The following is a 13,013-nucleotide window of genomic DNA, read 5'->3' on the forward strand; positions in this document are numbered from 1 at the left end:
GGTCAGGGGCGGATCTCGTAGACGGCGTTCACCGGGGTCTCGGCGGCGCGCCGCCAGCGGGTGAAGCCCGCGGCCTCCGCGATCGAGCGGAACGCCTCCTCGCCGGAGTGGTTGCCGAGCGCGCGCGGACCGTCCTGGGCCAGCGCGGCGGGCAGGCACATCACGGCGGACAGCGCCATGAACATCCGGGCGGCGGGCGTCTGTTTGGTGATGTCGTCGGGCGAGACGTTCGACTCGACGAGCATCCAGGTGCCGTCCGGCGCCAGCGACTCCCGCACGTGCCGCGCCGCGCCCAGCGGATCGCCCATGTCGTGCAGGCAGTTGAAGAACGCGACCAGGTCGTAGCTGGTGCCGGGGTAGTTGTCGGCGTAGGCGAACTCGAACGTCACCCGGTCGGCCATCCCGGCCTTCTCGGCCTGCTGCCGGGCGATGTCCACCGCCTCCTCGCAGCAGTCGTAGCCGTGGATGGTGCTGTTCGGGAACGCCTCGGCCAGCAGCAGGGTGGTGTGCCCGATGCCGCAGCCCACGTCCGCGATGGTGCCGCCGTCCCGCAGCCGGTCCGCGACCCCGTCCAGCGCGGGCACCCAGTCCGACACCAGCCGGTGCTCGTAGGTGGGCTGGAAGAAGCTGCCCATGCCGGTGTCCAGGGCCGGGCCGTGCTCGGCCCAGTCGACGCCGCCGCCGGTGCGGTACGCGTCGATCAACTGCTCCTCCGTGCAGTACAGCGCCTTCAGCGCGGAGAAGAAACCGGCCGCGTAGTGCTCGGCGGTGGGCTCGGCCAGCACCGGGACGTGCGAGGTCGGGAGGGTGTAGGTGTCCCGCTCGTCGTTCCGCTCGACATAGCCGCCGCTGAGCTGCGAGTGCAGCCACTCCGCCGCGTACCGCTCGGTGATCGAGGCGTGCCAGGCGAGTTCGCGCGGGGTGAGCGGCCCGTGCGCGGCCAGCGCCCGGTACAGGCCCAGTTGGTCACCGACGGCGATGGTCAGCCCGCGTACGGCCGCCGCGCCGTCCTCGATTATTCGCTGGTGGAAGTCGGCTGTGCTGACGCTCATGTGTGTGCCTCCGGTAGGTCGGCGGTGAACAGGAACGAGCGGGGGACGTGCGGCGTCTCACGCGGCGGGACGGGGTAGGGCCAACGGCCCCAGGACGCGCCCTCCTCGCCGGGCTGCTTCAGCTCCCGGCAGCTCCAGCCGCACTCCTCCAGCAGCCGCTCCGGTTCGTCGGTGCCGAACCGCCACGGATTGCCGTCCTCCGAGAGGGCGTTGAGGAAGGGACGGGAGAGCGGGTTGTCCAGCGCGGCGCGGCTGATGGTGTCGCCGAGGAAGACGGACCCGGGGGCGCTGTGCGCGGAGAGGGTGCTCAGCAGCCCCCGGACCGCGTCCTCGGTGAGGAAGAAGAGGAGACCCTCGGCGATCCACAACACCGGTTCCTCCGGGCGGAGTCCGGCCTCCTTGAGCGGAGTCGTCCAGTCACCGGTGAGGTCGACGGGGACCGGCCGCCGGGAACGCCCGGCGGGGGGCGGCGTCTCGGCGAGCAGCTGCTCCTTGGCCTCCAGCAGCGCGGGCCGGTCGAGTTCGTAGACGGTGACGCCGGTGGGCCACTCCAGGCGGTGGTAGCGGGTGTCCATACCGGCGGCGAGGAACACGACCTGACGCAGGCCGTGTTCGGCGACCGCGCGCTCGATCGCCCGGTCCAGGTAGGTGGTTCGGATGGCGAGGAAGGGCACGGTGCCGGCCCCCGCGTAGCGGTGGAGCAGTTCGAAGCCGATGCCCTCGGCGACGGTGCGCGCGTACGGGTCGTTGAACAGCCGATCGTCACGCTCGCTCTCCAACGCCCGTGCTGCGGCGGTCCACTGGGCGGTGCGGGATACGGCTTCCACGAGTGGGGCTCCCCTCGGGTCGGGTGGAGTTGGGAACGGCCGTGTTCAGCTCCGCACGCAGGCGACCGGGTCCTGCGCCGCGGGCATCGACGCTGGGGAGGCGGAGGACCCGCCGGGGCGCCGCCGGAAGATGCTGTGCAGGATCATGCTGAACACGACCGTCCCGTCTTGGGCCACCAGCTGGCATCGGGGCTGCACGACGCCAGTGGTGGGGTTCGTGAGGGAAGGGCGGGAGCCGAGGATCTCGACGCGCGCGGTGAGGACGTCCCCCGGGCGCACCGGTCGGTGGTACCGCAGCTCGTCGACGCCGGGCGATCCGGCACAGGCGCTGTGGGCGAGCAGCCCGTCGACGTAGCGGCGCATGAACAGGGACGCGGTGTGCCAGCCGCTGGCCACCAGACCGCCGAACTCGCTCTCCTCAGCGAGCCGTTGGTCGGTGTGGAACGGCTGCGGGTCGAAGCGCTTGGCGAAGGCGAGCACATCGGCCTCGGTCACCCTGACGGTGCCCAGCTCGTGGATGTCGCCGGCGCGGAAGTCCTCGAAGTAGCGCACTGCGCTTCCCCCTTGACGGAGCTGTAGCTCGGACCAACCTTCCCTTGCGTCCTCTAATTTATGAATGACCCATTTCTTTTGTCAAGCCAAATCTACAGCTTTGCGTCCGAGTTGGACCGCGTGGCGTCATGATCTGCTCGCTTTCCGCTCCTACCTGCGTCGACGCCCCGACCCTGTTCGTCTCGGCGGCTCCCGCCCCGTCCGTCTCGGCGGCTCCCCCTGTCGCCCGGGCGGCGCTCCGTCCATCCCGGCGAGCCGCCGGTGCCGTCCGGAGACGTTCGGCCCCGTCCGCTCTCACTGTCCTTCGCGGACCGCCGCCGGGGGAGTCGAGCGGAGTGAGTCCTCACTCATTGACGGAGTGAGGACTCACTCCGTACGCTCGTGGCATGCCAACACCGAAGGAGAACAAGGAAGTTCGCCGCCGCGCCCCCGGGATGTCGCCGGAGCGCCGCCGCGAGATGATCATCCAGACCGCGATCCCGTTGATCGCCGAGTACGGCGCCGGGGTGACGACCGCGAAGATCGCCCGCGCCGCGGGCATCGGGGAGGGCACGATATTCCGTGTCTTCGCCGACAAGGACGAACTGCTCCACGCCTGCGTGGCCGAGGCGCTCTCGCCCGAGAACGCGGTCCGCGAGCTGGACGCGATCGACCTGGCCCAGCCGCTGCCCGACCGGCTGGCGGAGGCGGTCGAGGCGCTTCAGGCACACCTGTCCAGGATGGGCGCGATCGCGGGCTCGCTGGGCCACCGCGGCGGCAAGCACCCCGGCCCGGTGCGTGGCGCGGGCCGCGAGGAGTCCACGGCCCGTATCCGCGCGGCCCTCGCGGAGCTACTGGAGCCCGAGCGGGCCGACCTGCGGCGGCCGCCGGAGCAGATAGCGGCCCTGTTCTTCGGGTTGCTCTTCACCCAGCCACGCACGGAGGACGAACCCGACCTGACCCCACGGGAGTTGGTGGAGGTCTTCCTGAACGGGGCGCTCTCGGCCAGTTCCCCCAGCGGGAACGCCACACCGTCGGACGGCACCAAGTGAGCCCGCGCGGAAGGCGCTTGGCGGTCACGGCGCTGGCCACCCTCGCCCCGGTCCTGGTGTGGCTCGTCACGGACCCGCTGCTGGGCCACCGGCCGCGGGTCACCGACGGCGAGGAGACGCTCGACCTCGGCGGCGCCCCCGTGGCGGTGGCGGCGCTGCTCGCCTCCCTCTGCGGCTGGGCACTGCTGGCCGCCCTGGAGCGGTTCGGGGTGCGCCGCGCCCGCGCCGTCTGGACCGGAGCGGCCGGGGTCGTACTGGCCCTGTCCTTCCTGCCGTTCCTCGGCGGCGGCATGGACGGCGGCACCCGCGCCTCCCTCGCGCTGATGCACCTGGCGGTGGCGGCGGTGCTGATCCCGGGTCTGGCCGGCGGCTCCCCCGAGACGCGAACCGCCACCGCCCGGGGATGACCCCCGGCACCAACCACCCCTCGGCCAGCGGCGGATGGGGCAGCCCCGCCGCCGTCCCCCCCACCGTCGCGCGCGGCACCGGCACCGGCACCGGCACCGGCACCGGCACCGGCACCGGCACCGGCACCGGGACCGGCATCGGCTCCGGGACCGGCATCGGCTCCGCGGCCGGCATCGGGTTCGGGACCGGCTCCGGCTTCGGGACCGGCTCCGGGTTCGGCCAGCGCAGGGATACGGTGGGCCGGTGAGCGGCGGCGAGGACCACCAGCCGGACCTGGACGAGATCGAGGCGTGGTTCGCCGCGGTGGCCGAGGGGCGGGTGACCCGGGACGCGGCGGACCGGTGGGCCGCCCGGTGGTACACCGACGACAGCCTCGACTGGGACGAACCGTCGCTCTGGGCCCTGCGCCTCCTGTGCGGGATCGACCTGCGACCGGGCCCGAACCAGCCCTACCTGCACGACGACGCGCAGGTCCGGCGGTGGCACGCGGAGCTGCGCCGCCGCCGCGCCGAGTGACCACCCTGCCCGCTTCTCACGTCCCGCCGGGGGAGGTGGCCGGGCGGTCCGCCGTCACCAGCCAGGCGGAGCCGCGCAGTCGCACCGTGCCGTCCGCCGCCACGTGGCCGCGCAGGTGGTCCGTCAGGGCGGTGAGAGCGCGGGCCTGGGTGGCCGGATCGACCCGCGACAGCAGGTGGAGGCCGGGACCGGTGCCCAGCAGGAACTCCGCCGCGTCCGTGGGGTCATCGCCCCATGTTCCGTGCGCCTGCGTCTGGTTGACGGTGATGTCGGTGAACCCGGCCTCCGTGAGGGTGCGGTGGATGAGGTCCGGTGAGGTCAGGGAGAACATGCCGGGCTGCCCGGGCGTCGCGAAGTCGTCGACCGGCAGCACCTCGGACAGCGACGTCACCGCCGTCACCCAGTCGTTGAGGTGAGGCTCGGCCGGACAGACGAACGCCAGGCGCCCTCCGGGGCGCAGGGCCTGGCGAACGTTGTCGAAGGCGGCCACGGGGTCGTCGAAGAACATCACCCCGAAGCGGCTGATCGCCCGGTCGAATGAGGCCGGGGGGAGGGGGTAGACCTGCGCGTCGCCCTGAAAGAAGGCGGCGTGGGTCACGCCCTCCAGCCTCGTGCGGGCGCGCGCCTCGGCCAGCATCGTGGCGGAGATGTCGAGACCCAGCAGGCGCCCCCGGGGCGCCCGGAGCGCGGCGCGGCGGGTGGTCTGCCCGGAGCCGCAGCCGAGGTCGAGGACCGAGTGGTCCACGACGATCCCGCTGGCGTCGAGCAGCGGCTCGTCGAAGCCCTCGTTCACGGCGTTCCAGCGGTCCTGATGGTGGGCCCAGTGGGCGCCTTCGTGGCTGTTCCACGCCTGCGCCTGGGCGACGTTGACAACGTCCGTCATGGGTCTCTCCTCTGGTGGGGGCGCCCGAAGGCGGGCGCGCGCCCACGTGGTTCGGGCCCGCACCCAGACGGTATGGGCGCGTGCCCAAACAGTATGGGCGCGTGCCCAAACCAGCAATTCCGTTTATTCTCAGAGGTGTTGAGACGCCCGAGAGGAAGCCGGAGAACACCCCATGTCACCGCGCGGAGTGGCGACGCCGGACGTACGCGAGCTGCTGTTCGCGGCCGCCGAGCGCGTCGTGGAGAGAACCGGGCCCGGCGCGCTCACCAGCCGGTCCGTCACCGACGAGGCGGGTTGCGCCAAGGGGCTGCTGCACGCGCACTTCGCGGGGTTCGACGAGTTCGTGGCCGAGCTGTGCCTCGACCGGTTCGCGCGCATGGCGGCCACGGCACGGACCCTGCACGGGCTCGCGGGGCGGGGCGGCGTGGCGCGGAACCTCCACACCGTCGCCCTCGCCCTGTTCGACTCCGGTGGCCCCGCCCTCTCGGGCCTCGTCATGACCCGCCCCGCGGCGGCCCTCCGCGTCCGCGAGGCCCTGGGGGACGGGGCACCCGGCTTCGCCACGGTCCAGGAGGCCGTCACCGCCTACGTGCGGGAGGAGCAGCGGCTCGGCCGGGTGGCGGAGACCACCGACCCGGCCACCGTGGCCCTCGCCATCGTCGGCAGCGCCCACCATCTGATGATGACCGGCTGGCCGGGCGGCCCCGACCCACGGCCCGCCATGACACGCCTGGTGACCGCGCTCGTGGGGGGTGGGGCGACCGCCGGGACCTGAGGCCCGCCCCGGCGCGCCGGGCGCGCACGGCGACGACCGCCCCGGCGTCCCGGCGTCCCGACGTCGTGGCGTCCCGACGTCGTGGCGTCGTGGCGTCTCGGCGCCGAAGTGCCCCGGCGTCCCGGCGTCATGGCGCCCCAGTGAGCCCGCGCCCCTGCAGGGGAGGGCCCGCGCCCGCCGAGGGTGTGCCCGCGCCTGCCGAGGGTGCGCCCGCGCCCCGTCCGTGGGGGCTCTAGCCCTGTTCGTGGGGGCCCTAGCCCTGTCTGTGGGCCCGGCGCGTCGCCGGGAGGGACGGGCGGGAGATCACCACCTGAGCCGTCGGCTGCGGCTCAGGAACCTGGCGTGCCCGTGCTGGGCGAGCACCGTGTCGGGGTGGTCGGGTCCGAGAACGCGTGCGGAGTCGGTGGCGAGTTGGGCGAAGAGCCGTGCGGCCTTGCGGAATCTGCCGCCCTGACCCAGGCAGAAGGCACGCTGGTGGCGGGATTTGAGAGTGTCGGGATGGTCCGCGCCGAGAGCGCGTGCGCGGTCGTCGGCGACACCGGCCATGAGATGTGCGGCCCTGAGGTACTTCCCGCTGTGGCCCAGGTAAAGAGCGTGCTGGTGACGGGAGTTGAGGGTGTCCGGATGGTCCGGGCCGAGTACGCGCGCGCGGTCGACGGCGACCTCGGCGAAGAGCTGGACCGCGTCGGCGCGGACCCCCACGAGGCCGAGGTTCCGCGCCTGTTCGTGGCGGCAGAGCAGAGTGCCGGGATGGTCGGCGCCGAGAACGTGTGTGTGATCGGCGACGACCTCCGCGAAGCGATCCACCGCTTCGGCGGGGCGTCGTGCGCCGATGTGCAGCGCTTCCTCGAACCGCCTGGTCAGCTCCCCCTCCGACGTGTTCGCCGTGGTGGTGGGAGCGTCATGGACGGACTCGGGGGAGTGGGGGAACTCGGAGGACTCGGGGGAGTCGACGGAGTCGGGCGCCTCGGGGGGCTCGGGGGGCTCGGAGGACTGGGTGTAGGACGCGGTGGGGGCGGTGACCCGGTGCTGGATGAGCGTGGTCACGCCGACGGGCCAGCGTGAGCTGCCCGAAGCCTCGTCCGGCGGGTCCCAGTGCGCGGTGATCAGCTCCAGTAGCTGAGGGAGGGCGGGACGCTCCGCCGGGCTCTTGGCCAGGCAGGCGGCTATCAGGTCGTGGAGCGGGCCGTCGACGGCGTCAAGACGCGGCTCGTCGTTGACCACGCGGTGGAGGATCGCCCAGGGCTGTCCCTGACCGAACGGTTCCTCGCCGCTGGCGGCGAACGCGAGGACCGCCCCGAGGGAGAACACGTCGGCGGCTGGCCCGACCTCACCGCCTTCGGCCTGCTCGGGGGACATGAAGCCCGCCGTGCCGACGACCATCCCGGTTCTCGTGAGCGAGGTGCCCTCCAGCGGGCGGGCGATCCCGAAGTCGATGACCCGCGGCCCGTCCGCCGCCAACAGCACGTTCGCCGGCTTCAGATCCCGATGCAGCAGCCCTCTGGAGTGGATGGCCTGCAACGCCTCCACCAGACCCGCCGCCAACCCCCACACCGGCCGTTCCGGCAGTGGACCGGCCACGGCCACGGCTTCGGCCAGGTCCGGGCCGGGGATGTAGGCGGTCGCGATCCACGGCGGGTCATCCTCCGGCCCGGCCGCCACCACCGGGGCGGTGAACGCCCCGCCGACCGCCTCGGCCGCCGCCACCTCCACGGCGAAACGGGCCCGGAACTCGGACTGACCCGCCAGGTGCGGGTACACCACCTTCACCGCCACCGATCGGCCCCCCGGCGATCGGCCCAGGAACACCTCACCCATGCCGCCAGCGCCCAGTCGTCCCCGCAAGGTGAAGCTACCCACCCGCTCCGGATCTCCCGCCCTCAGCGGCTCCATCCTGAACCCCTTCTTCCGGCGCCATGAGCGCGGCTTCCCAGACGTGTAGAAGCCATACAACTCGAAGGTGGCCCATCGCGTACCCGCGAACTGGTCCTTCCCTGCCCGTTGTTGCCGAATCACCACGTCCCGAACGGCCGCCTCGCTCGCTGTCGTCGCCCCCGGGGAGAGCGGCGCGCGCCCGGGACCGTCGACACGGAGCACCGGTGGGTGGTCATCCCTACGGAGCCCCGGTGGGTGGTCATCCCTGGCGTCCGTTCCCCGCCGCCCACGTGATCCCAGACCGGTCCGGTCACCGCCGTGACGGGGAGGGCCCGGCCGGAACGGGCGGGCCGAGACCTCCCGTGAGCCCGGGATCCGGGAGAGACCGCGGGCGAAAACCGAGGTGCCTCGGCGGACGGAGGCGGGTAGCGTGCGGGCCGTGTCGAACCCCGAAGCGGACAGGGCGGGGGCTCCCGGTCACGCCGTCAGCCCCCCGAACCCCTGAGTTCCCGAACCCCTGAGTTCCCGAACCCCTGAGTTCCCGAACCCCTGAGTTCCCCGAACCCTGAGTTCCTGAGGCTCTGAGGTCCCGAACTCCTGAGTGCCGGACCCTGAGTTCGGGACCCTGGCTTTCCGAACTCCTGAGTTCGGGCCTTGAGTTCCGGCCTCCTGTGTTCTGAACCCCGTCGTGGCGCCACCCGTCGTGGCGCCGACGCGGGTGACCGGGGCTGGCCGCGGTGACGAGATGACCCCTCGTTCCTCTCCTCACCTCGGAGCTTTCGATGCCCTCGATGCCCTCGATGCCTCTTCCGCTGTACCTGCTCGCCATGGCCGTGTTCGCCATGGGCACCTCGGAGTTCATGCTCGCCGGTCTGCTGCCGGACATCGCCTCGGACCTCGATGTCCCCGTCGGCACCGCGGGAGTGCTCACCTCGGCCTTCGCGGTCGGCATGGTCGTCGGCGCGCCCCTCGTGGCGGCGCTGGCCCGTGACTGGCCCCGGCGCTCCAGCCTGCTCGGCTTCCTCCTCGCCTTCGCGGCGGCGCACGTCGTGGGCGCGCTCACCACGAGTTTCCCGGTGTTGCTCGCCACCCGGGTCCTCGCCGCCCTCGCGAACGCCGGGTTCCTCGCCGTCGCCCTGACGACCGCCGCCGCGCTGGTCCCGCCGGACCGGAAGGGACGTGCCCTGGCGATCCTGCTGTCCGGTACCACGGTGGCCACGATCGCGGGGGTCCCCGGTGGCTCGCTCCTCGGCGCGTTCCTCGGCTGGCGGGCCACCTTCTGGGCCGTCGCCGCGCTCTGCCTGCCCGCGGCGCTCGGCATCCTGCGGGGCGTCCCCACCGGACCCGTGACGCGAGGAGGGACGGGGGACGGGGCTGCGGGACCCGTGGCGCGGGACGGGAAGGCCGGACCCGTGACGGGGGACGGGGCGGCGCGGCCCGTGACGGGGGACGGGACGGGCGGACCGTCCCTGCGTGCGGAGCTGGCTCAACTCGCCCGCCCGAGGCTGCTGTTGGTGATGCTGCTCGGTGCCCTGGTGAACGCGGCGACGTTCGGCAGCTTCACCTTCCTCGCCCCGGTGGTGACCGGTACCGCTGGGCTGGGCGAGCTGTGGATCTCCGTCGTCCTGGTGCTGTTCGGCGCCGGTTCCCTCCTCGGCGTCACCGTCGCGGGACGGCTGTCGGACCGGCGCCCCGGACTGGTACTCGCCGTGGGCGGACCGCCGCTGCTCGTCGGCTGGCCGATGCTGGCGGTACTGGCCGACAGTCCGGTCGCGCTGTGTCTCCTCGTGTTCGCGCAGGGCGCGTTGTCGTTCGCGCTGGGCAGCACCCTGATCGCCCGGGTCCTCTACGAGGCGGCCGGAGCCCCCACGATGGCCGGGTCGTACGCGACCGCGGCCCTCAACGTCGGCGCCACCGCCGGTCCGCTGCTCGCCGCTGCCACCCTCACCACCCGGGCCGGGGACCTCGGGCCGCTGTGGGCCAGCGGGCTGCTCGTCGCCGTCGCGCTCCTCGTCGCCCTCCCCGTACGCGCCGCGCTGACCCCGCGCTCCACCTGAATCCGCCGCTGTCCGCCGACCCCGCGCTCCACCTGAACCCGCCGCTGTCCGCCGACCCCGCGCTCCACCTGAACCCGCCGCTGTCCGCCGACCCCGCGCTGCCTTCGCGATCGACGCGAACTCACCACCGTCCACGCGAACTAACCACCGTCCACGCGAACTCACCGCTGCCCAGGAGGAGTTGGAATGGTTTTCGGAGGTGACGGACGGACCTTTGATCTCGTTTCCCCGAACCCCCTAGGGTGCGAGGCTCGACGTAGCGCTGTGGGGAGAAGGGGGCACGATGGGGCGCGCACGGACCATGCCGTCTCTGCTGGCCGTACTGGCGATGACGGCCGCGGCGGGCTGCGGTGCGGACACCGGGGAGGACACCCGCTCGGAGGGCGAGTGGCGGCCCTGGCAGACCACCTTCAAGGCCGGGGAGGACGAACGGGGAGCGGAGCGGTACGCCTGCGACGCGGACATGCCCCGCTCCGGGCTGCTGCGGTGCTCGGGCAGAGGCTTCGACAGCGAGGCGCTCCGCTCCCACGACGGCGCCCCCCGGAAGACGACGCGGCCGAGCGCCGACGCCGAGGACTTCGGCAAGTCCGACGGGCTGCTCCTGCGGCACGTGTACGGCCGCGCCGAGATCCGCGCCGTGGACGCGGAGAGCGGCAAGACCCGGTGGAAGCACACCGCTTCGCGCGCCCCGGCCGTCCACACCTCGGACGGGGCGGTCTCCGTGGAGTGGAAGCGCCCCGACGGCGAGCGCACCCCCGTCGACGACGCCGGACCGGGCGGCGACCTGATCGTCCGCGAACCCGCGAGCGGCGAGGAGAGCGCCCGGATCCCCACCCCGAAGGACCGCTGGTGCTTCCCGCTCGCCCCGTTCGGGCCCGAGGGCGACACGATCGCCGCCTGCGAGGACCTTCAGCGCGACGGCCAGCTCGACCTCGCCCAGGACGAGCCCCTCGTCGGGAAGTTCACGGTGCACCGCGTCGACGCGGAGAAGGAGAAACTCACCGAACTGGAGAAACTGGAGCCGGAGAAGAGCGACGAGCGCGAGTACGAACCGGTCTACCTGGGCGGCGACGACGGCGACCTGCTGTTCCTTCTCCGCGACGGCGAGTGGAGCTACGGCGAGGAGTACGACGAGGAGCCCCGCGCCCTCGGCGACGCGAAGTACGGCGACCTCCTGCGCGTGGACGCCAAGTCCGGTAAACAGCATCGGGTTTCGGCCGTCGACGACGTGCCCCGTGGCTCCTACCCGAGCCTCAGCGGGGGCCGTCTGACGTTCCTCTCGCCCGACACCCGCACCACGGTCGCCGCCGACCCCGCCACCGGCAAGCACCTGTGGACCGCGAAGAGCCCCTTCCAGAGGAACTCCGTCCCGGTGGTCTCGCCGTCCCAAGGCGAGGTCTACACCGTCGACGCGCGGGGACGGCTCCTCGCACGCGACCTGAAGAACGGCGAGGAGCTACGCCGCTCCGAGACCACGCGGACCAAGGGCTCTCCGGGCGGCCCCCTGGAACTGCCCTCCCTGAACGTGGTCGACGGTTCCCTGATGGTCACCGCCGGGAACACCGTCTTCTCCGTCTCCCCCAAGGACCTCGACGCCAAGCCCGACAGCCGCCACACGGTCAACAGAACCTGACCGCGCCGTCCCCGGACGCCGTCCGGCGGGTGAAGAACAGGCGGGCACGCTCGTCGAGTTGGGCAGCGACCCGTACGCCCCGCGTCCGGTGGGGACGCGGGTCGGAACGGAGGGTGCGGACGGCGTCGACGGTGCGGGCGGACCGAACCCCCGTCATGGTGTCGATGGCGCGGCCCCACGTGGCACACGCCTTCTCGATGTCGCCCTGCCGCGCCCGCTGTTGGGCCTGGGTGACCAGGTCGAGCGCGATGATGCGGGCGTAGGTCGTGCCCGGGCGGCTCGCGGTGGCGAGCGCGTACTGCCGTCCGGCGTTCGGCCGGTCACCGATGGTCTCGAACACCTTCGCCGTACGGGAGTGGACGGTGGCCGTGGGCGGACCCCACACCAGGGCCCAGAGGGGCACGCCGTCCCTGGAGCCGGTGCCAACACTGCCTGGGCACCGTCGAGTTCAGCGAGGGCGCGCCGGGTCTGACCGGTCTTGGCGAGCGCGTGCGCGTGTGTCACGGCGAATAGGGCTTCCACCGGCGGCGCGACATCGACTCCGCCAGATACCCCAGCGTCGCCCACCAGTGATACCGGGGCCCGCGCTCACCAGAACCGCGTGGGCCCCACCTTGTGCCCCTTCGGCGAAAAGGGAGAACAGGCTGATGATGACGTGTCGTTCGGTGGGCAGGCGTTCGGCTCGCTGGAACCAGTTCCCCCATTTGTCGTCACGGACCGTGTAGGCGTACTCGATCCACAGGGACTCGCCGGGGCCGCCGGGCCGACAGACCGATTCTGCCGGGTTCCGCACCCTGTGCTGGGGTCTGGCTACCGCAGGTACGTCTGCTGCCACTCGATGGACGACATGTTCAGCGCGGCCTCGGCCAGCTCCTGGGCGGACTCGGTCTTGAGCTTCGCGAGGCTGCTGTCGATCCAGGGTTGGACGTTCGAGCAGCCTTGCTCCCGGTACTCCACTGCCTGAAGCAGACACTCCAGCTTGTCGGCGTCGTGGGCGCAGATCACCTCGGGGGTGTCTCCGTGCTCGTACTCCTCCACGATGCGCCGCGCCCCGGCCTGAACCGCCGGGTGTGCGGCTGATACCTGGTCAGCGGTGACCCGCTCGTTGCTGGCGGCGTCGAGGTATCGACGGCCGATGTGGGGGATGTCGCTGACGCGGGATTCCTGTGTGTCGTGCCAGAGGCCGAGGAGAGCGGTCTTCGCGGGATCAGCGCCCTCCATCATGGCGAGCACGGAACCGATGAGCCCGACCCTGAAACTGTGCTCGGCGATGGTTTCCGGATCCTTTACTCCGGCGATCCACCATCCCGACCGTTTGGCCCGCTTCAGCATCCCCATCTCCAGCAGAAAGCCCGCTGTGCCGGTCGCCCGCTCCCGCTCTGTTTCCGTCATGAGATGAGTCCT

At 72.4% G+C, this 13,013-nt stretch carries 14 protein-coding genes; 7 read left to right on the forward strand and 7 right to left on the reverse strand.

Annotated features, from left to right (window positions below):
• Positions 1 to 2: 2 nt before the first annotated feature.
• Genes E0L36_RS20490 through E0L36_RS20500 form a run of 3 tightly spaced genes read right to left on the reverse strand, consistent with a single transcriptional unit; the run spans position 3 to position 2,431 of the window.
• Positions 3 to 1,052 carry a class I SAM-dependent methyltransferase gene (locus E0L36_RS20490; protein WP_180930577.1) on the reverse strand — a complete coding sequence of 350 codons (1,050 nt, stop codon included), beginning with the start codon at positions 1,050 to 1,052 and terminating at the stop codon, positions 3 to 5.
• Positions 1,049 to 1,879 (reverse strand): SAM-dependent methyltransferase, encoded by an 831-nt coding sequence (locus tag E0L36_RS20495; RefSeq protein ID WP_180930578.1) that lies wholly within the window; start codon positions 1,877 to 1,879, stop codon positions 1,049 to 1,051. The genes E0L36_RS20490 and E0L36_RS20495 overlap by 4 nt, the downstream gene beginning before the upstream one ends.
• A gap of 45 nt (positions 1,880 to 1,924) precedes the next feature.
• Positions 1,925 to 2,431: a MaoC family dehydratase gene (locus tag E0L36_RS20500; protein WP_180930579.1), complete on the reverse strand. Its 507-nt coding sequence runs from the start codon at positions 2,429 to 2,431 to the stop codon at positions 1,925 to 1,927.
• 386 nt (positions 2,432 to 2,817) lie between these two features.
• Here E0L36_RS20500 and E0L36_RS20505 point away from each other — a divergent pair, with 386 nt between their 5' ends.
• The 4 genes from E0L36_RS20505 to E0L36_RS20520 are packed head-to-tail and all read left to right on the forward strand — an operon-like array spanning position 2,818 to position 4,386.
• Positions 2,818 to 3,462, forward strand: a complete 645-nt coding sequence (locus tag E0L36_RS20505) for a TetR/AcrR family transcriptional regulator (protein WP_180930580.1) — start codon at positions 2,818 to 2,820, stop codon at positions 3,460 to 3,462.
• Positions 3,459 to 3,869, forward strand: coding sequence for a DUF6069 family protein (locus E0L36_RS20510; protein ID WP_308416847.1), 411 nt, complete (start codon positions 3,459 to 3,461; stop codon positions 3,867 to 3,869). Before E0L36_RS20505 ends, E0L36_RS20510 begins: the two co-directional genes overlap by 4 nt.
• Positions 3,866 to 4,117: a hypothetical protein gene (locus E0L36_RS20515; RefSeq protein ID WP_180930581.1), complete on the forward strand. Its 252-nt coding sequence runs from the start codon at positions 3,866 to 3,868 to the stop codon at positions 4,115 to 4,117. Before E0L36_RS20510 ends, E0L36_RS20515 begins: the two co-directional genes overlap by 4 nt.
• Entirely contained in the window at positions 4,114 to 4,386 is a 273-nt protein-coding gene (locus E0L36_RS20520; protein ID WP_180930582.1) for a hypothetical protein, read from the forward strand. Before E0L36_RS20515 ends, E0L36_RS20520 begins: the two co-directional genes overlap by 4 nt.
• Positions 4,387 to 4,402: 16 nt before the next feature.
• Here the strand turns inward: E0L36_RS20520 and E0L36_RS20525 are convergent, their stop codons facing one another.
• Complete coding sequence (locus E0L36_RS20525) at positions 4,403 to 5,332, reverse strand: methyltransferase domain-containing protein (protein WP_308416848.1); 930 nt, start codon at positions 5,330 to 5,332, stop codon at positions 4,403 to 4,405.
• Positions 5,333 to 5,441: 109 nt separating this feature from the next.
• Here E0L36_RS20525 and E0L36_RS20530 point away from each other — a divergent pair, with 109 nt between their 5' ends.
• A complete protein-coding gene (locus E0L36_RS20530) occupies positions 5,442 to 6,044 on the forward strand; it encodes a TetR/AcrR family transcriptional regulator (protein ID WP_180930584.1) in 603 nt (200 codons plus the stop codon).
• Between the two features lie 303 nt (positions 6,045 to 6,347).
• On the opposite strand, the gene E0L36_RS20535 is transcribed toward E0L36_RS20530, so the two are convergent.
• Entirely contained in the window at positions 6,348 to 7,904 is a 1,557-nt protein-coding gene (locus E0L36_RS20535; RefSeq protein WP_374705565.1) for a protein kinase, read from the reverse strand.
• An 815-nt stretch (positions 7,905 to 8,719) separates the two neighbouring features.
• On the opposite strand from E0L36_RS20535, the gene E0L36_RS20540 reads away from it, so the two are divergent.
• Positions 8,720 to 9,976 (forward strand): MFS transporter, encoded by a 1,257-nt coding sequence (locus E0L36_RS20540; protein ID WP_180930850.1) that lies wholly within the window; start codon positions 8,720 to 8,722, stop codon positions 9,974 to 9,976.
• Positions 9,977 to 10,259: 283 nt separating this feature from the next.
• Positions 10,260 to 11,609 (forward strand): PQQ-binding-like beta-propeller repeat protein, encoded by a 1,350-nt coding sequence (locus E0L36_RS20545; RefSeq protein WP_180930586.1) that lies wholly within the window; start codon positions 10,260 to 10,262, stop codon positions 11,607 to 11,609.
• On the opposite strand, the gene E0L36_RS20550 is transcribed toward E0L36_RS20545, so the two are convergent.
• On the reverse strand, positions 11,596 to 12,012 hold the full coding sequence (locus E0L36_RS20550) for a hypothetical protein (RefSeq protein ID WP_180930587.1): 417 nt from the start codon (positions 12,010 to 12,012) through the stop codon (positions 11,596 to 11,598). The genes E0L36_RS20545 and E0L36_RS20550 overlap by 14 nt on opposite strands.
• A gap of 407 nt (positions 12,013 to 12,419) precedes the next feature.
• Entirely contained in the window at positions 12,420 to 13,001 is a 582-nt protein-coding gene (locus E0L36_RS20555; protein ID WP_180930588.1) for an HD family hydrolase, read from the reverse strand.
• Positions 13,002 to 13,013: the final 12 nt, after the last annotated feature.

Source organism: Streptomyces sp. AJS327, assembly GCF_013450295.1.
Classification (GTDB): Bacteria; Actinomycetota; Actinomycetes; order Streptomycetales; family Streptomycetaceae; genus Streptomyces.

Bases quoted from the DNA above. Each gene is read 5' to 3' on its own strand.
- E0L36_RS20490 (WP_180930577.1), bottom strand. From the start codon at position 1,052: ATGAGCGTCAGCACAGCCGACTTCCACCAGCGAATAATCGAGGACGGC.
- E0L36_RS20540 (WP_180930850.1), top strand. From the start codon at position 8,720: ATGCCTCTTCCGCTGTACCTGCTCGCCATGGCCGTGTTCGCCATGGGC.
- E0L36_RS20505 (WP_180930580.1), top strand. From the start codon at position 2,818: ATGCCAACACCGAAGGAGAACAAGGAAGTTCGCCGCCGCGCCCCCGGG.
- E0L36_RS20530 (WP_180930584.1), top strand. From the start codon at position 5,442: ATGTCACCGCGCGGAGTGGCGACGCCGGACGTACGCGAGCTGCTGTTC.
- E0L36_RS20545 (WP_180930586.1), top strand. From the start codon at position 10,260: ATGGGGCGCGCACGGACCATGCCGTCTCTGCTGGCCGTACTGGCGATG.
- E0L36_RS20515 (WP_180930581.1), top strand. From the start codon at position 3,866: ATGACCCCCGGCACCAACCACCCCTCGGCCAGCGGCGGATGGGGCAGC.
- E0L36_RS20555 (WP_180930588.1), bottom strand. From the start codon at position 13,001: ATGACGGAAACAGAGCGGGAGCGGGCGACCGGCACAGCGGGCTTTCTG.